General features: G+C 63.8%; 18 protein-coding genes. 4 read left to right on the top strand and 14 right to left on the bottom strand.

Annotated elements, in window-relative coordinates; all coding sequences use genetic code 11:
- Positions 1 to 5: 5 nt before the first annotated feature.
- Positions 6 to 2,756, bottom strand: a complete 2,751-nt coding sequence (locus HFP57_RS01855; protein ID WP_176868170.1) for a nitrate/nitrite transporter — start codon at positions 2,754 to 2,756, stop codon at positions 6 to 8.
- A 239-nt stretch (positions 2,757 to 2,995) separates the two neighbouring features.
- Here HFP57_RS01855 and HFP57_RS01850 point away from each other — a divergent pair, with 239 nt between their 5' ends.
- Positions 2,996 to 3,730, top strand: a complete 735-nt coding sequence (locus HFP57_RS01850) for a cyclic nucleotide-binding domain-containing protein (RefSeq protein WP_176868169.1) — start codon at positions 2,996 to 2,998, stop codon at positions 3,728 to 3,730.
- Here HFP57_RS01850 and HFP57_RS01845 read toward each other — a convergent pair.
- The 3 genes from HFP57_RS01845 to HFP57_RS18135 form a co-directional block, all read right to left on the bottom strand.
- Positions 3,694 to 4,878: an NnrS family protein gene (locus tag HFP57_RS01845; protein ID WP_218135054.1), complete on the bottom strand. Its 1,185-nt coding sequence runs from the start codon at positions 4,876 to 4,878 to the stop codon at positions 3,694 to 3,696. The genes HFP57_RS01850 and HFP57_RS01845 overlap by 37 nt on opposite strands.
- The gene (locus HFP57_RS01840; protein WP_176868168.1) at positions 4,875 to 6,107 is read right to left on the bottom strand and encodes an alginate export family protein; all 1,233 of its coding nucleotides are present in this window, start codon (positions 6,105 to 6,107) and stop codon (positions 4,875 to 4,877) included. Before HFP57_RS01840 ends, HFP57_RS01845 begins: the two co-directional genes overlap by 4 nt.
- Before the next feature lie 294 nt (positions 6,108 to 6,401).
- Complete coding sequence (locus HFP57_RS18135; protein ID WP_281363111.1) at positions 6,402 to 6,527, bottom strand: hypothetical protein; 126 nt, start codon at positions 6,525 to 6,527, stop codon at positions 6,402 to 6,404.
- 445 nt (positions 6,528 to 6,972) lie between these two features.
- On the opposite strand from HFP57_RS18135, the gene HFP57_RS01835 reads away from it, so the two are divergent.
- On the top strand, positions 6,973 to 7,296 hold the full coding sequence (locus HFP57_RS01835) for a P-II family nitrogen regulator (protein WP_176868167.1): 324 nt from the start codon (positions 6,973 to 6,975) through the stop codon (positions 7,294 to 7,296).
- A 14-nt stretch (positions 7,297 to 7,310) separates the two neighbouring features.
- Here HFP57_RS01835 and HFP57_RS01830 read toward each other — a convergent pair whose 3' ends face one another.
- Entirely contained in the window at positions 7,311 to 8,327 is a 1,017-nt protein-coding gene (locus HFP57_RS01830; RefSeq protein ID WP_176868166.1) for a sodium-dependent bicarbonate transport family permease, read from the bottom strand.
- Between the two features lie 228 nt (positions 8,328 to 8,555).
- On the opposite strand from HFP57_RS01830, the gene katG reads away from it, so the two are divergent.
- Complete coding sequence (gene katG, locus HFP57_RS01825; RefSeq protein WP_176868165.1) at positions 8,556 to 10,742, top strand: catalase/peroxidase HPI; 2,187 nt, start codon at positions 8,556 to 8,558, stop codon at positions 10,740 to 10,742.
- A 59-nt stretch (positions 10,743 to 10,801) separates the two neighbouring features.
- Here the strand turns inward: katG and HFP57_RS01820 are convergent, their stop codons facing one another.
- The 3 genes from HFP57_RS01820 to HFP57_RS01810 are packed head-to-tail and all read right to left on the bottom strand — an operon-like array spanning position 10,802 to position 14,471.
- Positions 10,802 to 12,595, bottom strand: coding sequence for a gamma-glutamyltransferase family protein (locus tag HFP57_RS01820; RefSeq protein WP_176871098.1), 1,794 nt, complete (start codon positions 12,593 to 12,595; stop codon positions 10,802 to 10,804).
- 37 nt (positions 12,596 to 12,632) lie between these two features.
- Positions 12,633 to 13,643, bottom strand: coding sequence for a zinc-dependent alcohol dehydrogenase family protein (locus HFP57_RS01815; protein ID WP_176868164.1), 1,011 nt, complete (start codon positions 13,641 to 13,643; stop codon positions 12,633 to 12,635).
- On the bottom strand, positions 13,644 to 14,471 hold the full coding sequence (locus HFP57_RS01810; protein ID WP_176868163.1) for a crotonase/enoyl-CoA hydratase family protein: 828 nt from the start codon (positions 14,469 to 14,471) through the stop codon (positions 13,644 to 13,646). It lies immediately after the preceding gene.
- A gap of 104 nt (positions 14,472 to 14,575) precedes the next feature.
- Between HFP57_RS01810 and HFP57_RS01805 the strand changes: the two genes are divergently transcribed.
- Positions 14,576 to 15,493, top strand: coding sequence for an XdhC family protein (locus HFP57_RS01805; protein ID WP_176868162.1), 918 nt, complete (start codon positions 14,576 to 14,578; stop codon positions 15,491 to 15,493).
- Here the strand turns inward: HFP57_RS01805 and gspN are convergent.
- From gspN to gspI, 6 genes are all read right to left on the bottom strand, one after another.
- Complete coding sequence (gspN, locus tag HFP57_RS01800) at positions 15,478 to 16,206, bottom strand: type II secretion system protein N (protein WP_176868161.1); 729 nt, start codon at positions 16,204 to 16,206, stop codon at positions 15,478 to 15,480. The two genes, HFP57_RS01805 and gspN, sit on opposite strands and share 16 nt — an antisense overlap.
- Positions 16,206 to 16,691: a type II secretion system protein GspM gene (gene gspM / locus HFP57_RS01795; RefSeq protein WP_176868160.1), complete on the bottom strand. Its 486-nt coding sequence runs from the start codon at positions 16,689 to 16,691 to the stop codon at positions 16,206 to 16,208. The genes gspN and gspM overlap by 1 nt, the downstream gene beginning before the upstream one ends.
- Positions 16,688 to 17,800: a type II secretion system protein GspL gene (gene gspL, locus HFP57_RS01790; protein WP_176868159.1), complete on the bottom strand. Its 1,113-nt coding sequence runs from the start codon at positions 17,798 to 17,800 to the stop codon at positions 16,688 to 16,690. Before gspL ends, gspM begins: the two co-directional genes overlap by 4 nt.
- The gene (gspK, locus tag HFP57_RS01785) at positions 17,797 to 18,750 is read right to left on the bottom strand and encodes a type II secretion system minor pseudopilin GspK (protein ID WP_281363109.1); all 954 of its coding nucleotides are present in this window, start codon (positions 18,748 to 18,750) and stop codon (positions 17,797 to 17,799) included. The genes gspL and gspK overlap by 4 nt, the downstream gene beginning before the upstream one ends.
- A gap of 152 nt (positions 18,751 to 18,902) precedes the next feature.
- On the bottom strand, positions 18,903 to 19,505 hold the full coding sequence (gene gspJ, locus HFP57_RS01780; RefSeq protein WP_176868158.1) for a type II secretion system minor pseudopilin GspJ: 603 nt from the start codon (positions 19,503 to 19,505) through the stop codon (positions 18,903 to 18,905).
- Complete coding sequence (gene gspI, locus HFP57_RS01775; RefSeq protein ID WP_246263251.1) at positions 19,502 to 19,864, bottom strand: type II secretion system minor pseudopilin GspI; 363 nt, start codon at positions 19,862 to 19,864, stop codon at positions 19,502 to 19,504. Before gspI ends, gspJ begins: the two co-directional genes overlap by 4 nt.
- Between the last annotated feature and the right edge of the window lie 139 nt (positions 19,865 to 20,003).

Below are 20,003 nucleotides of genomic sequence, written 5' to 3'. Positions count from 1 at the left end.
GGTCCTTATTCGGCGGGCTGCGGTTCAAGCTGTGGCTGGATAGGCGTTTCCCTGCCGCGTTCGATGTCGTGCAGCAGGCCGCCGCGGCGCGAATAGACGAACCAGGTTACCGCCGCGCAGGCCGCATAGAAGATCAGGAAGCCCCAGAGCGCTGCATCCGGCCGGCCGGTCATCGCGATCGCACTGCCGTAGGATTTTGGGATGAAGAAGGCGCCATAGGCTGCGATCGCCGAGGTGAAGCCGATGATCGCCGCGGATTCCTTCTCCGCATTGCGCAACTGATCGTTCGCCGGAAGGCCCGGCATCAACCGTCCCACTTCCTTGCGCATGATGATCGGGATCATCTGGAAGGTCGATGCATTGCCGACGCCGGTCGCGAAGAAGAGCAGCATGAACATCGCAAAGAAGCCCCAGAAGGCGCCCGGCTCATCCTTGATGCCGAGGAAATAAAGGACGCCGGCGACCGCGACGATCATGACGAGGAACACCCAGAAGGTGACCCGCGCGCCGCCCCATTTGTCGGAGACCCATCCGGTGGCAGCGCGGGATACGGCGCCGATCAACGGTCCGAGGAACACATATTGGAGCGAGTTGGCATCGGGAAAGGCGATGTTCGCGAGCAGCGGGAAGCCCGCGGAATAGCCGATGAACGAACCGAATGTGCCGGTATAGAGGAAGCACATGATCCAGTTGTGCTTGCGCTGGAAGATGACGGCCTGTTCGGAAAAGCTCGCCTTGGCGGATGCAATGTCGTTCATTCCGAACCAGGCGAGCGCGGCGCTCACGAGGATGAAGGGTATCCAGATGAAGCCGGCATTCTGGATCCACAGCGGATCGCCATCGGCAACCGGTTGCGGATCGCCGCCGATCGCGCCGAACACGCTCATCGTGATGACGATCGGCACGACGAACTGCATGACCGAAACCCCGGCATTGCCGAGCCCGGCGTTGAGCGCGAGCGCGTTGCCCTTCTGCCGCTTGGGGAAGAAGAAGCTGATATTGGCCATCGACGAGGCGAAATTGCCGCCGCCCAGGCCGCAGAGCAGCGCGAGCGTCAGGAAGATGAAATAGGGCGTGTCGGGATCCTGCACGGCATAACCGATGCCGAAGGCCGGAATCGCCAGCGACAGGGTCGATAATGTCGTCCAGAGCCGTCCGCCGAAGATGGGCACCATGAAGCTGTAGAATATCCGCAGGGTCGCTCCGGACAGACCGGGTAGCGCCGCGAGCCAGAACAGCTCGTCCGTCGAATAATCGAAGCCGATCGCCGGCAGTTTGGCGACGACGACCGACCAGACCATCCAGACCGAAAAGGCGAGCAGCAGACAGGGGATCGAAATCCACAGATTGCGTTGGGCGATCTTCGCCCCCTTGTCCGCCCAGAATTCATCGTCCTCCGGCCGCCAGTCGGTGAGCGTCGGCGAGCGTTGCTCGGGATGCGTTTCGGGTTCGTGGAGCTCCTGCATTTCCGGGAATTCCGGCAGTTCAGCGAGTTCCTTGCCCATCGCCCGCTGTTCCATCTGCCGGACGGCGGCATGCATCCAGAATAGAGCCACGGCGACGAGCGCGAAGAGCAGCATGAAACAGCTCGTCCAAATCCCGGTGAGATCGTTCATCGCGCCGAACGCGATCGGCAGGAAGAAACCGCCAAGCCCCCCGATCATGCCGACAAGGCCTCCCACGGCGCCGACATGACCGGGATAATAAACCGGGATATGCTTGTAGACCGCCGCCTTGCCGAGCGACATGAAGAAACCGAGGATGAAGATGGTCAGGACGAAGGGAACAAGCCCCATGGAGGTCGAAAATTCGATCGGCCCGCGAATCCCGTGGATGACATAGTCGGTCTCCGGATAGGACAGCATGAACAGGCACAGCAGCGAGACGCCGAACGTCGCGTACATCACCTTGCGCGCCCCATATTTGTCGGAAAGATAGCCGCCATAGGCCCGGAACAGGCTGGCCGGGATCGAATAGGCGGCAGCCAACAGTCCCGCCGTTTTGATGTCGAGGCCGTAGACGTCGATCAGATAGTGGGGCAGCCACAGCGCCAGCGCCACAAAAGCGCCGAAGACGAAGAAATAATAGAGCGCGAAACGCCAGACCTGCTGGTTCTTCAGCGGTTCGAGCTGCATCAGCATCGAGCGCGGTTTTTCGCCCGTAGTCCTGCGCGCCCGATGTTCGGGATCGTCGTCTGTGGTCAGCCAGAAAATGATCGCGGTGGCGGCGAGAACCACCGCCCAGACCTGGGCCACCATCGTCCAGCCGAAGGCGACGAGCACCATCGGCGCGAGCAGCTTGGTAACGGCGGCACCGACGTTACCCGCGCCGAAAATGCCGAGCGCGGTGCCCTGCTTTTCAATCGGGTAGAATTTGGAGACATAGGCGATGCCGACCGCGAAACTGCCGCCGGCCAGCCCGACGCCCAGCGCGGCCAGCAGCATGACGAAATAACTGGTCGCGAGCGACAGCAGGAAGGTCGCAGCGGCCGCGCTGAGCATTGTGAGCGTGTATACGAGCCGGCCGCCATATTGGTCGGTCCAGATGCCGAGGAATATCCGCGACAGCGATCCGGTGAGGATCGGCGTGCCGACCAGCAAACCGAACTGCGTATCGCTCAATCCGAGATCGGCCTTGATCTGGATCCCGATGATCGAGAAGATCGTCCAGACGGCGAAACAGATGGTGAAGGCCGCCGTGCTCATGCCCAGCGCCTTGTGCTGCTGGGCCGGTCTCATCTCGGCAACATCGTGCATTATGCGCTCCCCTGACCGCATGAGAATCGCAGAGGATTCTCTGTTGCCTCTGTTTGGTGAAGCGGACCGTGAAGCGTTTTGATTTATATCAAATCTCGGGTTTACCGATGCAAATCATACATTTATCGGACAATCATTTGACATAATTCGGCTGATCGTCGCTCTATCGACAAGTGTAGCTTTGATATTTATCAAACGATTGTCGGTGCGGGAGCCGGCAACGGAAGGAAGAAACGCACATGCGCCCTGAAGACATACCGATCGTGCGCAATCTTCCGCTGTTCGCCGATATGGACGATCGGCGATTCGACGAATTGGTCGAAGCCGCATTGCTGCAAACCTTCCCGCCACAGGTCGACCTGATCCGAGAGGGCGATCCGGCCGATTTTCTCTATGTCCTCGTCGAAGGCGCGGTCGAACTTTACGCCGGCCATAATGGGCGCGAGACGACGATGGCGGTGATCGAGCCGACTTCGGCCTTCATCCTGGCAGCGGTGTTGAACGATGCGGTCTTCCTGATGTCGGCGCGGACTTTCCTGCCCTCGCGGATTATGATGATTCCCAATGAACATATCCGGCGGTGTTTCGCCGAGGACCGGGCCTTCGCCGCGGCCGTGGCCGCCGAACTTTCGAAGGCCTATCGCCAGCTCGTCAAGCAGCACAAGGAGATCAAGCTGCGCCTAGCCGCCGAGCGGCTGGCCAATTACCTGCTCCGCCAATCCGAGGCACGCGGCGATCCGAGGCATTTCAAGCTGCCGGCCGGCAAGGGGACTATCGCGGCGCTGCTCGGCATGACGCCCGAAAACCTCTCGCGCGCCTTTGGGGCCTTGTCGGCGCACGGCGTGCGCGTCCGGGGCGGCAATATTCATATCGACGATGCGGCAGCATTGGCGGACTATGCCAAACCCACGCCGCTGATCGATGCGGTGGAGGAAATCTACGAACGGCGCGGCGTGAAGAGCATCGGGCCGTAAAGGATGGCAAACAGCAGGAAGCCCGAAATCCACAAGGCTCCGCTCAACGACATGACGAGCGCATAGTCGAGCGGCGTGAACGGCCCCGCGACCCGGAAGGCCGCCCCGAGAAAGATCAGCGCATAGATCGTCACCGTGCCCACACCCGCCTCCAGCGCCCGGCCGCAATGGCCGAGGCTCGCGCGCGTCATCACGGCCATCGTGAGTTGCCCGATCGCACCGGCGGTCAGCACGTGCAACGCCAGCGAAGGCGTGACGAGATCGGGCCGAACGACCGATGTGCCCATCGCGAGGAACGCAGCGACCAACCAAGCATAGGCTATGTGCAGGATCGCGACCAAAGGCTCGACAAAGGTCGTCCAGCCCCGCCAACGCACCAGCCGCACCAGATGGAGACCGCCAACGGCCAGCAGAGCATAGCCGGCTAATGCGGTGTCCGGCGCGGCGATCCACGCAGTCGTTGCCAATCCGGTTGCCAGCAGCGCGGCCTTGTCGAAGGGGCCGAAGGGCGAAGCTAGAGGCCGCTTTCCTCTCCGTTTCATCCAGTTGATCGTGAAGGACGGAATGATCCGCCCGCCGATGAGAGACATCAGCATGACGGCAACGCCCAGACCGAAGCGCTCGCCGATCCCGGTTGGCAGGGAAGCGTGTTGCTCGACGTGGGACAGGATGTTCGCGATCGCGAACAGGCTGACAAAAAGGCAGACGGGGAGGTTGCGCCAATTCTTGCCACGCAGCACTTCGCGCCATGCGAAACCGGCCAGCAGGACCAGGAACGCGCTGTCGATTGCGGCGACGAAACCGCCGTCACCGATGAACATCGCGATGCGTCCCGCGATCCAGACCAATACGAACAGAAACAGCGGCGTTCCCATGACCGGCAACCGCCCCGTCCAGTTGGGGATGGCCGTCATCAGAAAACCGGCGACGATCGCCGCTAGATAACCGAACAGCATTTCGTGGGCGTGCCAGCGCATCGCGTCTCCGGCGATGCCATAGCCATAAGCAAAAGCGGCGAGCCAGAGCGGGATCGCCAGCGCGGCGAAACAGGAGCCCAGAAAGAAGAACGGCCGGAAGCCATGGCTCAGAAAGGCCGGGCCGGTATAGGCGCGGCGTCTGTCCCCGGCGGTCATCGCGGCGTTGGTCAAAATCTTATCTGCGTCGTCAGCCAGAATTTGCGCGTATCGGTCGCAAAGCGATCCGCGTCATAGTCAGCATATTTGATCGCCATCGACCAGCCCGGACGCAGCGGGACCGAGAATTGCGCATCCCATTCGCTGCCATAATGGATATCCCCGCGCGTCGACCGGAAGTCGTGATAGACGACCCGGAAGGCCGCATTCTCCAAAAATCCGGCACGAAACGGCCGGACGGTGGCGTCGACATACAGATCGCGCAAGCCAGTCGGCGGTGTTCGCAGGAATTTGTCGGCCCAGCCGTTGAACGCGTGGAGCGTCGCGAGCGGGGTCTGCAAGGCATCCACCCCGTTGCCGCCCAGCCGCTCATAGCCGACCCGAAGCGCAACCGGCCCGACTGCTACGCCGGGTTGGAGGAGAAGATAGGAGAGCGAAAAATCGCGTGGATGCCCGGCCCGATCGCTCTGCCGCGCATATTCGGCGGCATAGATGAGGCCGATATCGCCGCCAACGGGCCGCCGTCCCGTCACGCGCACGCCCCAGGTCCGTGAAGAATTCGCCGGCGCATCCGGTATATCGAGCAGATAGCCATAGGCGCTGATCGTGCCGAAATCCGGAACCTCGACGGAGCCGCGGATCATGTGAATGTCATTGTCGCGCCAGATGCCCATCGGCGAATCCGGGCCGAAGATCCGGTTGACCCGCCAGGCATAGCCATAGGTCAAGCTGGTCGAGGCGGATGGATTGACGGTGGCGAAGGCCGCGTCGAACGTCTGGTCGTTCTGCCGCCAGCCGACCGAACCGACCCAGCGTTGATTGTCGAGATTGATGACCTGTCGCCCGACCCGTGCATCGATGCGGTCGGGCAACTGCCAGCGGACATAGGCCTGGTTGAGCAGCAGGTCATCGGGATCGGCAACGACGGGAAAAGCGATGCGTCCATTGACCGTGTCGTTGAAATCCTCGGGCCCGAGATGCAGGATCCCCTCGGCCTCGACCTGCGCGCTCAGCCCATGCCAATCGCGGGTACGTAGCCCGGCCCGCACCCGAAGCGTCGACGCCGTTGCATCATTTGGCAATCCGTCTTGGTCGACAAGTTCGAGCCGGTAGCGCAAATCGAGATAGGGGTCGACGATCGACGGCGTTTCTTCGGCGGAGTCGACCTCGTTCGCACTAATGGCCGCAGGCGTGCCGCACAGTCCGGCGAGGATTACGAGACAGCGGAAAAACGAATTTCGCATTCCGCCCATCTAGCGAGAAAACCCAAATCGTATTTGATATATATCAAATATCGTACCGTGTCCGCTTTCGCCCCCAAGTCAGACGATCGCTTGCCGAGCGCTGTCCAAACGCTCAAACAGCAGGAACGGTCGATACTTTCAAAGATATGGTCGCAGCAATGTGTATCGAGCGGATCGATGCCTTGGCTAACCAGACAGCACAGCCAGCCAACTCTCCGGCAAGGCGCGCAGGATCATACCCCGTACACCAACCATAAGGACCGCCCGCGACCATCCCGCCAGCCGCGCTGCGGATCACGCATCGCCGCTGATCGTTCGCCATGCGGCCGGATCGCATCGCGTGACCGAGCGCGGCCGCCGCGTGATGAATTGCTCGGCATGCAGCGCGGGATCCGTGCGTATTTGCGCCTTGTCGCGCATGGTTCGCCTCGTGTGTCCATCGGCCGCCTCGTCGATCAGCACCGGCGCCCGCGCAAAGACCCGCTCGAGCGCGCATGTGTTCGTCGGTGGTGGTGAGCGCTGCCCTCGCGTCGGCCAGCGCCTCGCGCTGATGCGGCAGCACCGGCAGGCCCGGGTCGCGCATCCGGGCGACGGCCTGAAGGCTGCGCGCATAGCGGATGATCGCCCGCCGCTTGCTGGCCGCGCCTCGTTGCAACGGGTTAGACCGCTCTCCACCCTTCTCTATGCTGGCCCGGCGGCGCGGTCTTCACCTTCAAAGCAGCCGGGGACATGGGTCCTGTGCCGGTAGAGATCGCCAAACGCCATCGATTCGAAAACGCAGCCGCGGCACAACGGCAGCCGTCACCGATCCTCGCTTGACCCGTAGATGGACCATGCATAGGCCGGTCGCAGGAGGCCGCGGCGCATGACCTATAAAGCGATCAAAGTCGTGATCATCACCGAAAAACTGATATTCGACGGCGTCACCGACATCATCGAAGAAGCGGGCGGGACCGGCTATACGGTCGTTGCGGCGGGCGGCAAGGGCAGCCGCGGCGTGCGTCCTACGAACCGCGCATCCGTGGTCGACGCATTCAGAAATGTGAAGGTCGAGGTAATCGTCTCCGACCATGACATCGCCGAGCGCATAACGGACACTGTCGCCGCCCGCTATTTCAGCGATTATTCGGGCATCACCTATCTCGAGGAAGTCGAGATCCTCCGGCCGCACAAATTCCTGCACGACTGACCGCGCGCGCGGTCCTAACCGGCACCGACGCCGAAGACGATCTGGGCGAGCGCGAGATAGAGCGGAATGCCGATGGCAATTGCGACCGGTGTTCCGATACTTGTCGAGGAACCGATATAGGCGGAAGGGTTGGCCGACGGGATCGCGGCGCGCAGGGTCGGCGGCCCGGAGATATCGGAACTCGAACCTGCCATGACAGCGAGCACCACGATCCCGCCCGGACTGAAACCGGTTGCAAGATGCAGCAGATAGCCAAGCCCGAAGGCGATCAACCCGTGCGCCAACGGAGAGACGACCGCATATACCGCGTACCAATGCGCAACCTTGCGGATCTCGTTGAGCCGCTGATAGGCCTCGATTCCCATGATCAGCATCAGGATTGAGAGCAGTCCGCGAAACAGCGGATCGTAAAAACCCTCGAACACCTGTTCAGGACGCGTCAGCAATCCGAGGGCGAGGCCGAGCAGCAGCGCCGAGAGCGCCGAACCGCGCAGACTGTCGGCAATAATCACCCCGATCTTCGGCCGCTCGCCCGCCTCGCCGTCGCGCTTGGCGAAATAGAGATTGGCCAGCACGATGGCGAGCACCAGCGCGGGAATATCCATGAAGGGATAGAGCGCCGGGACCCAGGCTTCGTAGAAGATATCGTCTTCCTCGAGCAGGACCATGGCGGCCGCCAGCGTCGAGGCACTGACTGCGCCGAACAGCCCGGCGGTGGCGATGGCGTCCTCGGTCTTCACGCCCGGCAGCAAGGCCAGGGTGAAGCGCCCGATAAGCACGATCGCGCAACCCATGAACACGGTTGCGATACCAGGCAGCAACATATCGGCGAGATTGGCTTCGCGTATCTCCAGTCCGCCCTCGATGCCAATCCGCATGAGCAGCATGAAGACCGCGAATTTGTAGATCGCATCGGGAATATCGAGTTTGCTGCGGAAAGCGGCGATCAACATGCCGCCGATCAGAAACGCCAATGCGGGAGACTGGAACTGCGTGACGAGACGGGCGAGGAAATCGACCAGGAGTTCCATCTCGTCTCTCGTATCACCCTACTGCCCGGCACAGTCTATCGGCCGGGCCATTAAAGGCGTCAAGCTCTGGGACTGAAAGCCCATCACTTCGACGAAATCGAAAACAGTTTCGAACTTAATCGGCGACACAATCGTTTTTCTGATTATCACTGACAAAGCTTAGTCGTTTCTCCCGACGCCGCTCTTGCGATATATTCAACTATACACCCGAGGAAATAGGAGGAGGATATGGACGCGAAGACCGGAGAAATGAGCGGCGGATGCCCGATGGGATTCGATGGCGAAGAACGCTCGCTGCTCGGACGGACCAATCGGGACTGGTGGCCCGATCAGCTCAATCTCGAGATACTAACCGAAAGCGGCGCCTCGCCGGATCCGATGGGCGAGGATTTCGATTATGCAAAGGCTTTCGAGACGCTTGATTACCAGGCGCTCAAGGATGACCTGACCGCCCTGATGACGGACTCACAGGCCTGGTGGCCGGCGGATTACGGGCATTATGGCCCCTTCTTCATCCGCATGGCGTGGCACGCGGCCGGCACCTATCGCACGGGCGACGGGCGCGGCGGAGCCGGCAGCGGGCAGCAGCGCTTTGCGCCGCTCAACAGCTGGCCGGACAACGGCAATCTCGACAAGGCGCGCCGGCTTTTATGGCCGATCAAGCGGAAATACGGCCAGAGCATCAGCTGGGCCGACCTGTTCATCCTCACGGGCAATGTCGCGATCGAATCGATGGGCGGCCCGGTGTTCGGCTTTGGCGGCGGGCGCAAGGACGTTTACGAGCCCGAAACCGTCTATTGGGGTACCGAGGAGAAGTGGGTCGACCAAGGCGCCGAAACGCGCATCGTCCCCGATGAAGGCAAGGCGCTGGAAAATCCGCTCGCAGCGATCCAGATGGGACTGATCTACGTCAACCCGGAAGGTCCGGGCGGCAATCCCGACCCGCTGCAGTCGGCGCGCGATATGCGCAAAACCTTCGAGCGTATGGCGATGAACGACGAGGAGACGGTGGCGCTCACCGCTGGCGGCCATGCCTTTGGCAAGTGCCACGGTGCGGTGCCGGCAGACCAGCTTAGCGGCGCACCCGAATCGGGCGATCTCCATATGCTCGGTTTCGGCTGGGTCACGGACGAGGGCATGATCGAGAAAGGTCATATCACGACCTCGGGCCTGGAGGGGGCATGGACGCCCAATCCGACCCAATGGGGGAATGACTATTTCCGCCTGCTCTTCAAATATGACTATGAGCTGGTGGAGAGCCCTGCAGGCGCCAAGCAATGGACGCCGGTCGACCCCGCCGACGAAGATATGGCACCCGATGCGCGCGACCCGTCCAAGAAGGTCCCGACGATGATGACCACCGCCGACATGGCGCTGAAGATGGACCCGGACTATCGCAAGATTTCCGAGCGCTTCCGCGACGACCAGGCGGCGCTCGAAGACGCTTTCGCCCGCGCCTGGTTCAAGCTGTGCCACCGCGATATGGGCCCGAAAGTCCGGTATCTCGGACCGGAAGTGCCCGACGAAGACCTGATCTGGCAGGATCCGATCCCGGCCGGGACGATGCCGAGCGACGGCGCGGTCAACGATTTCAAGTCGAAGATCCTCGACAGCGGCCTGTCGATCAGTGAGCTGGTCAAAGCGGCTTGGGCGTCGGCTTCGACCTATCGCCGGTCCGACCATCGCGGCGGCGCGAATGGCGCGCATGTTCGCCTGGCCCCGATGAAAGACTGGGACGTCAACGATCCGGACGAGCTGGCGAAAGTCCTCGCCAGGATCGACAAGCTGCGCGGCGACCTGTCGATGGCCGACGCCATCGTGCTGGCCGGTACGGCGGCGGTCGAGAAGGCGGCGCAGGATGCCGGGTTCGATGTCGAAGTTCCGTTCCTTGGCGGTCGCGGCGATGCGACCGAAGCGCAGACCGATGCGGAGAGCTTCGAACCGCTCGAGCCATTCGCCGACGGCTTCCGCAACTATCTGCGGACCAAGGCGAGCGTGAGGACCGAGGACATACTGGTCGACCGGGCGCATCTGCTCGGTCTCTCTATCCCCGAGATGACCGTGCTGGTCGGCGGCCTGCGGGTGCTCGGTGCGGTTACCGGCAATACCGGCGATGGCGTGCTCACCGACCGGCCGGGCCTGCTCACCAACGATTTCTTCGTCAACCTGCTCGACATGGGCACGGTCTGGAAGGTCGTGGACGAGACCGGCGACGAGGAGTTTGTCGGCAAGGATCGCTCAACCGGCGAGGAAAAATGGACGGCAACGCGCACCGATCTCGTGTTCGGCTCCAACTCCCAGCTTCGGGCGATCTCCGAAGTCTATGCCGAGAACGGACATGAAGAGAAGTTCGTGGACGACTTCGTCGCCGCCTGGACCAAGGTCATGAACGCCGACCGGTTCGACGCCGCATAAGCGGCGCGCTATCGCTGCATAATGATAGACCCCGCCGCGTTTCCGCGCGGCGGGGTTTTTCAGTATCCGAGCGCCTGCCCGTCCTTGCGCATCTCGGTCGCGCCTGCATAAACGCCGGTTTCAGGATCGCGGACGATCGCCTGATAGCCGCCGAACATCACGCCATCCTCGACGATTTCGACATTGTGGCCCATCGCGCGCAGCCGCTCGATCGTCTCGGCCGGAATGCCGGGCTCGACGCTGAGCGTGCCGAGCAGGTCCGCGCCCGTTCCGGCGAGATCGTCGGTCGGCCGCCGGCCGCCGTCATGGTTCAAGCGCGCGGCATCGCCGGCCTCCTGCACGTTCATGCCATAATCGACCATGTTGATCAGCACCTGGACATGGCCCTGCGGCTGCATGCCGCCGCCCATCAGGCCGAAGCTCATGAACGGCGCGCCGTCGCGCATGACGAACGCCGGGATGATCGTCTGGAACGGCCGCTTGCCGGGCGCATAGACGTTGGGATGATCGGGATCGAGCGAGAACAGCTCGCCGCGATCCTGGAACATGAAGCCGAGCCCGTCCGGCACGAGGCCCGATCCCATCCCGCGATAGTTGGACTGAATCAGCGAGACCATCATGCCGCTGCTGTCCGCCACGGTGAGATAGGTTGTATCGCCCTCCCCTTCGATCCGCGGATCGCCGGGCGCGGGCTCCGGATTGGCGCGCGTGGGATCGATTTCGGCAAAGCGGCGACGACCATATTCCTGCGACAGCAGACCCTCGATCGGGATGTCGGCAAAGGCCGGATCGGCGTAGAACCGGCCGAGATCCTCGAAAGCGAGCCGCTTCGCTTCGGTGATATAGTGCAGGACTTCGGCTGAACCGCGCGGCCATTGCGACAGGTCGACATTGCGCAGGATGTTGACCATCTGCAGCGCCGCGAAGCCCTGGCTGTTGGGGGGCAGTTCGCACAGCTCATAGCCGTCGCGATACTCGACGCACCCGACATCGACCCACTCGCTCTCGTGCGCGGCCATGTCCTCATAGCGCAGATCGCCGCCGATCCGCCGCATATAGGCGTCGATCGTCCGGGCGACCTCGCCTTCATAGAACGCCTCGCGCCCGCCCGTCGCGATTGCGCGGTAGGTATTCGCCAGATCGGGATTGCGGAAGATCGAACCGACCTGCGGCGCCCCGTCGGCGAAATAGGTGGCGCGCGCATTGTCGAAATCGCCGATCATCTCGAGCCGTTGCTCGAAGGCCCGCAGGTTGCGCTGGAAATAATAGGCGATCACGGGCGCCATCGGAAAACCGTCCTCGGCATAGGCGATGGACGGCGCCAGTATTTGGTCCATGGCGAGCCGGCCGAACCGGCCGTGCAGCTCGAACCAGCCATCGACCGCGCCCGGTACTGTGACCGGCAAATGGCCGAGCGGCGGGATCGACGTCGCATCGCCAAGCGCCGCGCGCAGTTCCTCATAGCTGCGACCCATCGGGCTGCGGCCCGACGCGTTGAGGCCGTACAGCCGCTCGGTTTCGGGGTCCCAGACGATCGCGAACAGATCGCCGCCGATGCCGTTGCCGGTCGGCTCCATCAGGCCGAGCGCGGCATTGGCGGCAATCGCCGCGTCGACCGCGCTGCCGCCCCGCTGCAGGATGTCGATAGCGATCTGGCTTGCCAGCGGATGGGCGGTCGCGGCCATGCCGTGCTGGGCATAGACCGGACTGCGCGACCAGGCCGCGCCGACCGGCCGGCCACCGGCGCCGATCGTCTCGGTCGCGGCGACACCTTCGTCCTGCGCCATCGCGGGCGAAGCCATCGGCCACAGGATCGCCGCAACCGCTGCCATCGCCGTGAAAATCGGTCTCATCATCTTGCGTCCCCTCGTTTCGGCAGCGCCACCGCGCTCAGCCTGGAATGTCGATTACGATCTTCCCGAAATGCTTTTGCGCCGCCTGATGCTGGAAGGCATCCGCCAACCCCTCCAGCGGAAAATGGCTGTCGATCACCGGCTTGATTCCGTTCGTGTCGATGGCCGCGATCATGTCGCGCTGGTCGGCATGGCTGCCGACCGTGATTCCCGTCATCACCAGATTCTTCTGGAAGAAGAGCGCGGTCGGCACTTCGCCGGAGAGGCCGGTCAGCACGCCGATCAGTCCGATATGACCGCCGGTGCGGCAGGCATGGATGGATTGGGTCAACGTCCCGGGCCCGCCGATCTCGACGACCGAATCGACGCCACGACCCGCAGTCCAGGCGAGCGCGGCTTTACCCCAATCCGGCTCCTCCTTGTAGTTGATGACATGATCCGCGCCGAGTTCGGTCAGCCGCTCCAGCTTCTTGCCCGACGAGGATGTCGCGATCACCGTCGCTCCCGCCGCCTTGGCGAATTGCAGTGCGAATATCGACACCCCGCCCGAACCCTGCACGAGCACGATATCGCCGGGCTTGGTCTGGGCGGAAACGAACAGCGCGCGCCAGGCCGTCAGCGCCGCACAGGGCAGGGTCGCCGCCTCGGTGAAGCTGTAATCCTTCGGCATTTTCGTGAACGCGCTGGCCGGCGCAGCCACATATTCCGCGGCAAAGCCGTCGGCATGGTCGCCCGGCACGCCAAGCCGCTTTTCGTTCTCGCCCGGCCCGTCGCGCCAGCCCGGGAAAAAGACCGACAGGGCATGATCGCCGGTCTTCCAACCGGAAACGCCCTCTCCGACCGCGGCGACTTCGCCCGCGCCGTCCGACATCAGGATCCGGCCATCGACGGTCGGGATGCCGCCCAGCGCGACGACATAGTCATGATAGTTGAGCGAATTGGCGCCGACTTTCACAAGGATCTCACCGAGCCCGGCCTCGGGCTGGGCGCGGTCCGCGATGACGATATTGTCGAGCCCGCCGGGCTTCTTGAGGGTTGCGGCCTTCATCTATGCGACATCCTTGAAGTTGCCGGGGCGCTTCGCCATGCCGGCCATCACGGCCTCGATCTGGTTGGGACGGCCGATCACGCCCGCCTGTTCGCGCGATTCCTCGAGCAGGATTTCCGGCGCGTGCTGGTCCCGCGACATGTTAAGGAGGCGCTTGTTGGCGCGCACGGCATCGGGGCTCTTAGCGGCGATTTCGTGCGCGAGTTCCATCGCATCGGCATGCGGATCGTCGGACAGCCTTGTGGCGAAACCATGGTCCAGCGCTTCGGCGCCGTCGAAGATCCGCGCCGTGTAGCAAAGCTCGCGCACCACATCGTCTCGCGCCAAGTTCCGGACGATCGGGATGCCGGCCATATCGGGCACCAGGCCCCATTTCATCTCCATGATCGCGTGGCGCGTGTCGGGCGCGGTGATCCGGATATCGGCCCCGCAGGCGATCTGGAACCCGCCGCCGAACGCTACACCGTGCACCGCCGCGATGACGGGAACCGGCAACGTATGCCAGCCCCAGGCCACCTGCTGGAACTTGTTGGCATCGCCATAGGTGCGCGCCATCAGCCCGTCCGATTTCGGCTCGTCGCCATCGTCATTATCCGCGCTCTTCTGCGCCATGCCGGCAAAGCTCGCCATATCGAGCCCGGCGCAGAAAGCCCGGCCCTCGCCGGACAGCACCACCGCCCGCACGCCTGCCTCGCCTTCGAGCCGCTCGATGGCGTCGATGATCCCGTCGAACATCGCCGGATCGAGCGCATTCATCTTGTCGGGACGGTTGAGACGCACATCGGCGACACCCTCGTCGTCGATGGCAATGGTCACGCGATCGGTCATCAGCTTCTCCTTTACGTCAACTCTGGCACAGCAGCGCGCGGACACGCAACCGGCGCTTGCGCTTTCCGGCGCGGGCAGCGCAAAGAGTGTGCATGAAGGGCGAAATGAACCGCATTATCGCGCGGCAAAGGGAATGGCGGGAAGCCCAGCTTGCCGTAGCGACCGTCATCCGTACCTGGGGTTCGGCGCCGCGACCAGCGGGTAGCCATATGCTGATTCACGAGGATGGGCGCTTCGAGGGATCGGTGTCGGGCGGATGCGTCGAGGGCGAGATTCTCCACGCGGCGGCTGACGTTATAGCCAACGGCCGATTCCGCCTGTTGCGCTTCGGCGTGGAGGATGAAACCGCCTGGCAGGCCGGGCTGCCCTGTGGCGGCGAGATCGAGATTCTGGTCCAGCCCGTCGGGCCGAACGGTTTTCCGCCGGAGCTGTTTGCCCGGATCGACGAGGCCCGGCGCAACGGCAAAACGATCTCGGCGGCAACCGATCTGGATACAGGGATCACGCGGCTGGCCGCTGCGGACGACGATAAGCTCTGGATCAACCGCTATGCGCCGCCCCGCAAGCTGCTGATCGTCGGCGCGGTCCAGATTGCCCAGTCGCTAGCCCGGATCGCCGCCGAGATCGATATCGCCCCGGTCGTCGTCGATCCGCGCGCAGCCTTCCTGACGGCCGACCGTTTTCCCGATGTCGAACGCGATGCGCGCTGGCCCGACGAAGCGGTCGCCGCACGCGCGCCCACGAACCGCACTGCCATCGTAGTGCTCAGCCATGATCCCAAGATCGACGATCCGGCGCTGACTGCCGCGCTGAACTCGCCGGCCGCCTATATCGCCGCGCTCGGCTCGCGCAAAAGCCATGCGGCGCGGCTCGAACGGCTGCGCCTGCAGGGTTTTACCGATGACGATCTGGCGCGGATCGACGGTCCGGCGGGCCTCGATATCGGCAGCGCCGGCCCGGCGGAAATCGCACTCTCCATCGCCGCGGCGATGGTCGCGGCCTTCGCTCAGAATTCGCCCTGAATCGTCAGCGCATAGCCGTTGGGCCCGGGCGCAAACCCGGCAAGCGTGAGTCGCTCGCGCGCATTGTCGTCGACCGCCGCCACGCGAAACTCTGCTAGATAGGCACCGCTCGCGCCGATGCGGATCTCGAGCTGCTCCATCCCGCTCTGGCTCATCAGCGGCAATAGCAACTCGCCCTCGTCGCATTGCGCATTGCCCATCACCGTATCGGGCAGCGCGACGCCGCCCAGGTCGCCGGCGATCCGCGCGCGCACCGGCCCTTCGGCTTCCGAACACAGACCGTTATCGAAATGGACCGTCACATCCTCCAGTTCGAGCGCCGTCATCGGCAGCGGCGCGAACAACAAAGCGACCGGCAGCGACGCCTGCATATCGTCGAACCCGAACTCGCCGCCCGATACGCTCATCGCGCCGCGAAAATCGCCGAAATCGCCGGCGTCCGTCCCGCTGCGCGCCATGGCGACCCTCGCCCGGCCGACCAGCAGCGGAAAGAAACCGAGCCCGGCATCGACATCGCCTACTGCCGCATCGCCGAACTGCGCCTCGACCAGCCGGCCATTCCAGACGCTGCCCGCTGCCTCGCGCGCTGCGATGCCGCGCTCGTCCATGCCTAGCCAGTCGAGCCCAAGCCGCATCGGGATCAGCACCAGGATCGCGAGCAGGAAAATGCAGGCGAAGAACAGCGTCCGCCCCATCGGAAGCGCAATCCGCATCAGCCCTGCCCTCCCCGGCGGAACGTCACATCGACCGACAGGGTCTCGTCGGCATTGGGCCGCGCGGTCAGCGCGTCGACATCGAGCCCCAACCGGGTTTCGAGATCGGCGACCCAGGCGAAGAAGGTCTGGGGGCGGGCCGCGCCGATGATCACACGCACCCCGTCCGTTCCGGCCGGTTCGGTCCGGGCGGCGTTAAACCCGACGCGAACCGCCTCGGCCGTCACGACATCGCTGATCCGGCCCGGAACACGCGTCCGCGGGTTCGCGGCAACCATCTCAATAGCGTCCAGTCGCGCTTCGACGCGGCCCAAAGCAATCACGGCCGCGTAGTGCCGCGCTTTCGCCGATTCGCGCATCAGGTCGATCGGCCGCACGATCAGCAGCCAGCTCAGCACCAGGGCGGCCAACCCACCCGCAACGCCGATCAGCCAGCGTTCGCGCGCCGTGCGGGTTTTCCACCAGCTGTTGAACCGATCGATCATGGCGCCGTCACCGTGAATTCGGCGATCTGGCGGCCGCCGCCATCGCGCACCGTGCCCTGGGTCACCAACAGCCCGGCTGCGATCATGCGTTGCTGAAGGGCCGTCAGCTCCGGTTGACCGGGCGCGGCAGCGGTCAGCTGCAGATTGTTGTTGGCATCGTAAATCATCGCCTGCAGCTCCACTCCTGCCGTATCGCGAATCGCGCCGAACGCCGCATTGGCCAGTTCGCCATAGCCGGGCCCGCCGCCCAGGCTGGCGAGCCGGTCGCGCAATTGTGCATCAGGATCGACAATCTTGATGGTCCCGGGAATCGCGTCGCGTGCGCGCTCGGCGATCTCCCGCTCCAGCGCATCGGCGGCAAAGCTGTAACGCGCGATCATCGTCAACTGGATCAGCAAGGTGACGAGCAGAATCGTCGCGGCGAGGAGCGCCACGCGCCGCACATAATTCGCATCGATCTTCCAGCGCCTGCGTTTGGCATAATCACCTTGACGCAGATTGAGCGGCGCATCGGCGAGGACGCCGCCAAGTTCGCGTTCGAAATCCTCCGCGGTCAGCGGTTCGATCGCCTCATCGGCGAGCAGGATCGCGGCGAGCTCGGGCTCGGCGGCGAAAGCGCGTTTCGGCCCGCGCACCGTATCGAGTCCGGCGCGGCGGAAGGTCCGTACTCCGGTTTCGGGCGGCACGAGCAGAAGCGGTTCGGGCACGATCCCGTCCGGATCGACGCCCAGCGCCGCGGCCTCGGCAAGCCAGGCATCCATACTCGCCCGCGAAACGATGGCGAGACAGCGTTCGTCGTCCTCTTCGGGACGGCTGATCGTAACATGCTGAATATCGAGCGGATCGGCGCTGACCTCGCTGGCCATGATCCGGGCCGCTGCAATTGCCTGGGCCGGTGCCAATCCGGCCGGGATCTCGGCCCAATGGATCACGACATCGCTACCGGGCACGACGAGTATCGTCGTTTCGGCCTCATTTTCCTCTCGCTCGTCGTCCTGCACGGGAAGCGCGTCGAATCCTGCCTGACGGACGACGCTCCGGCCGTCGGCGATGCGGATCCAGCCCGGCTCCGCACCGAGAAACAGCAGAAGGAAGCGCGCCTCGCTCATTCGTCGCGCCCCCAGCGCCGCGACACGACCCTGGCCGGCGCCGTGCTCGCATCGATCAGTGCCGATTGCTGCATATCCACATCGCCAAGCCGCACATCGAGTTCGAGTCGGAAGTAGCGCGTGCGGATTTGCGGCTGGCCGATCACTTCGCTCATCGGCTCCTGGTTGGCGAGGACCGGCTGGTTCCAGAAATCGGCGATCGAATTCCAACCCGTCTCGGGGCGCGCGGCGATTGCCTGGCGGGCGCCGTTTGCATCGAGGCGGTTGGGCAAGAGCATGGCGATAAGCGGGGCCTGTTCCGGAAGCAGGGTGTTGACGTTGATCGGCGACAATTCGGTGGTTGGCAGCGCGCAGAGCCAAGGACGCATCCGCTCATAATAGGCGGGCGTGACACCCGCAACCGCGCGCAACTCGCTGACTTCGGCGAGCAGCGTATTGCCCGTTCGATAGGGCGCATCGGCGTTACCGTAGCTGCGGTCCTCATTGCCCTGACGTGCGGGAATCGAATCCGCGTCGATCCAGTCGGCCAGCGACCAGGCGATCCGCTCCGCATCGCCGCGCGGGATCTGGAGGGCCGTCATCAGCGCGCTGAACTGGATGACGCCGACCTGATCGACGGTCAACGCTGTCGGCTCCTCGCCGCGCGCCACGCTGTTCAGATTGAAACAGTTGCTGCCATCCCACATCCGCGCCAGCGCCGCGCCGCCGCCGGGAAGCGGCAGCGCGGTCTCCTCTCCGAGCCATCCGCCGGCCAGGGTCGTCTTGCCGATATCGCGCGCCAGCAGATCGTTGATCCGCAGCACGGCGAGCGATTCAGCACCGGTCGCAAAAGCGCGGGACTGATCGAGCGCCGCGATATTGCCCGCCAGCCGCGTCGCCAGTTGCAACCGTTCGAGCGAAGCCGCCGCGAGCGCCGCCATGATCGCGACGAGCAACAGCACGGCGAGCAAGGCCGCGCCTTCTTCGGTGCGGGGTGGTTGAAACTCGCTATTCCGCTCGGGCTGAGTTTGTCGAAGCCCTGCCCTTTTCTTTTTCCGCGTAGAGGAAAAGAAAGTACGGCACTTCGACAAGCTCAGTGCAAACGGCGAATGAAGTCGGCCGCTCACGCCGTTGCCCCCGTCTGAAACAGCTGGCGGAGCGGACCCAGCCCTTCGATCTCGACGATCAGTTCGACGGCATCGGGCAGCTCGGTCGCCAATGTCGGGTCCCAGCGGTCGCGCCACTCGCCCTCGCTGCGATAGCGGAGCGCGATACTCTCGATCCCCGAAACGAGGCGCGCCGACGACAAGGCATCGGCACCGTCGACATAAGGATAAGCGCGGCGCTCGAGCACGCCGTCGACGAGCCGGTAGTCGACTTTCTGGAGCGAGGAGCGCGCTTCACCGTTATAATTGCTCCAGCCGCGCCGCACGAAGCTGATCAGCAGGTCGCCGTCCGCACCGCCGCCGCCGTAAAAGGCGTTCTGCCGCTGGCCGGCGACGTCGCGCGCGGGGCGAGGCGCGATCTGGCCGAGATCGTTGGTCAGCGCCGCGTTCAACCTGCGAATCGCGCCCATATCGGCCAGCGCTTCGCTAGAGGCTGTTTGCGAGTCCACGCTGAAACGGAGCAGTGCCACCCCGGCGGCCGAAAGGATGCCGAAGATGAACAGCGCCACCATCAGCTCCACGAGCGTGAAACCGCCCTCGGAAACACGCCGCCCCGTCATTGTGCCGCAAACCGGAAGATGGTGAGATCCGCGGCGCGATCGCCGGCTTCGTCGACGACCGCGATTTCGATCTGCAGGATTCGCGCCTCGGGTGACGGTCCCGTGATCCGCGTCCATTGCCAGATCCGCCCGCCATTCACTTCTTCGCCCGTCGCCGTGCCGATCGCGGGTGGCGCGGGATCGGTGAGCGTTTCGACCGCGACATTGCGCGCGACGATCTGGCCGAACGTCCGGTCCGCGATGCGGTTGGTATTGCTCACCGTCACCGTTTCGAGATTGAGCAGAGCGAGCGCCGCAATGCTGAACACGGCGAGCGCCACCAGAATTTCGAGCAGGGTGAAGCCCGCTTCGTCGGACAATCTCCCCGCCCGCTCATGTCGAGCGAGCATCGAGCGAAGCCGAGATGCGGAGTCGAGACACGCTGCCTGCCTCTCGACTGCGTTCTCGACTTCGCTCGAACATCCACTCGAGACCAACGGTTGGGGGACGACCGATATC

Source organism: Parasphingopyxis algicola, assembly GCF_013378075.1.
Classification (GTDB): domain Bacteria; phylum Pseudomonadota; class Alphaproteobacteria; order Sphingomonadales; family Sphingomonadaceae; genus Parasphingopyxis; species Parasphingopyxis algicola.
The sequence above is the reverse complement of the archived record's forward strand: the minus strand, read 5'-3'. Positions and strand labels throughout refer to the sequence as shown.

Coding starts and splice junctions, on each gene's coding strand:
- HFP57_RS01855 (WP_176868170.1), bottom strand. CDS start 2,756: ATGCACGATGTTGCCGAGATGAGACCGGCCCAGCAGCACAAGGCGCTG.
- HFP57_RS01850 (WP_176868169.1), top strand. CDS start 2,996: ATGCGCCCTGAAGACATACCGATCGTGCGCAATCTTCCGCTGTTCGCC.
- HFP57_RS01840 (WP_176868168.1), bottom strand. CDS start 6,107: ATGCGAAATTCGTTTTTCCGCTGTCTCGTAATCCTCGCCGGACTGTGC.
- HFP57_RS18135 (WP_281363111.1), bottom strand. CDS start 6,527: ATGCGCGACAAGGCGCAAATACGCACGGATCCCGCGCTGCATGCCGAG.
- HFP57_RS01835 (WP_176868167.1), top strand. CDS start 6,973: ATGACCTATAAAGCGATCAAAGTCGTGATCATCACCGAAAAACTGATA.
- HFP57_RS01830 (WP_176868166.1), bottom strand. CDS start 8,327: ATGGAACTCCTGGTCGATTTCCTCGCCCGTCTCGTCACGCAGTTCCAG.
- katG (WP_176868165.1), top strand. CDS start 8,556: ATGGACGCGAAGACCGGAGAAATGAGCGGCGGATGCCCGATGGGATTC.
- HFP57_RS01820 (WP_176871098.1), bottom strand. CDS start 12,595: ATGAGACCGATTTTCACGGCGATGGCAGCGGTTGCGGCGATCCTGTGG.
- HFP57_RS01815 (WP_176868164.1), bottom strand. CDS start 13,643: ATGAAGGCCGCAACCCTCAAGAAGCCCGGCGGGCTCGACAATATCGTC.
- HFP57_RS01810 (WP_176868163.1), bottom strand. CDS start 14,471: ATGACCGATCGCGTGACCATTGCCATCGACGACGAGGGTGTCGCCGAT.
- HFP57_RS01805 (WP_176868162.1), top strand. CDS start 14,576: ATGAACCGCATTATCGCGCGGCAAAGGGAATGGCGGGAAGCCCAGCTT.
- gspN (WP_176868161.1), bottom strand. CDS start 16,206: ATGCGGATTGCGCTTCCGATGGGGCGGACGCTGTTCTTCGCCTGCATT.
- gspM (WP_176868160.1), bottom strand. CDS start 16,691: ATGATCGATCGGTTCAACAGCTGGTGGAAAACCCGCACGGCGCGCGAA.
- gspL (WP_176868159.1), bottom strand. CDS start 17,800: ATGAGCGAGGCGCGCTTCCTTCTGCTGTTTCTCGGTGCGGAGCCGGGC.
- gspJ (WP_176868158.1), bottom strand. CDS start 19,505: ATGACGGGGCGGCGTGTTTCCGAGGGCGGTTTCACGCTCGTGGAGCTG.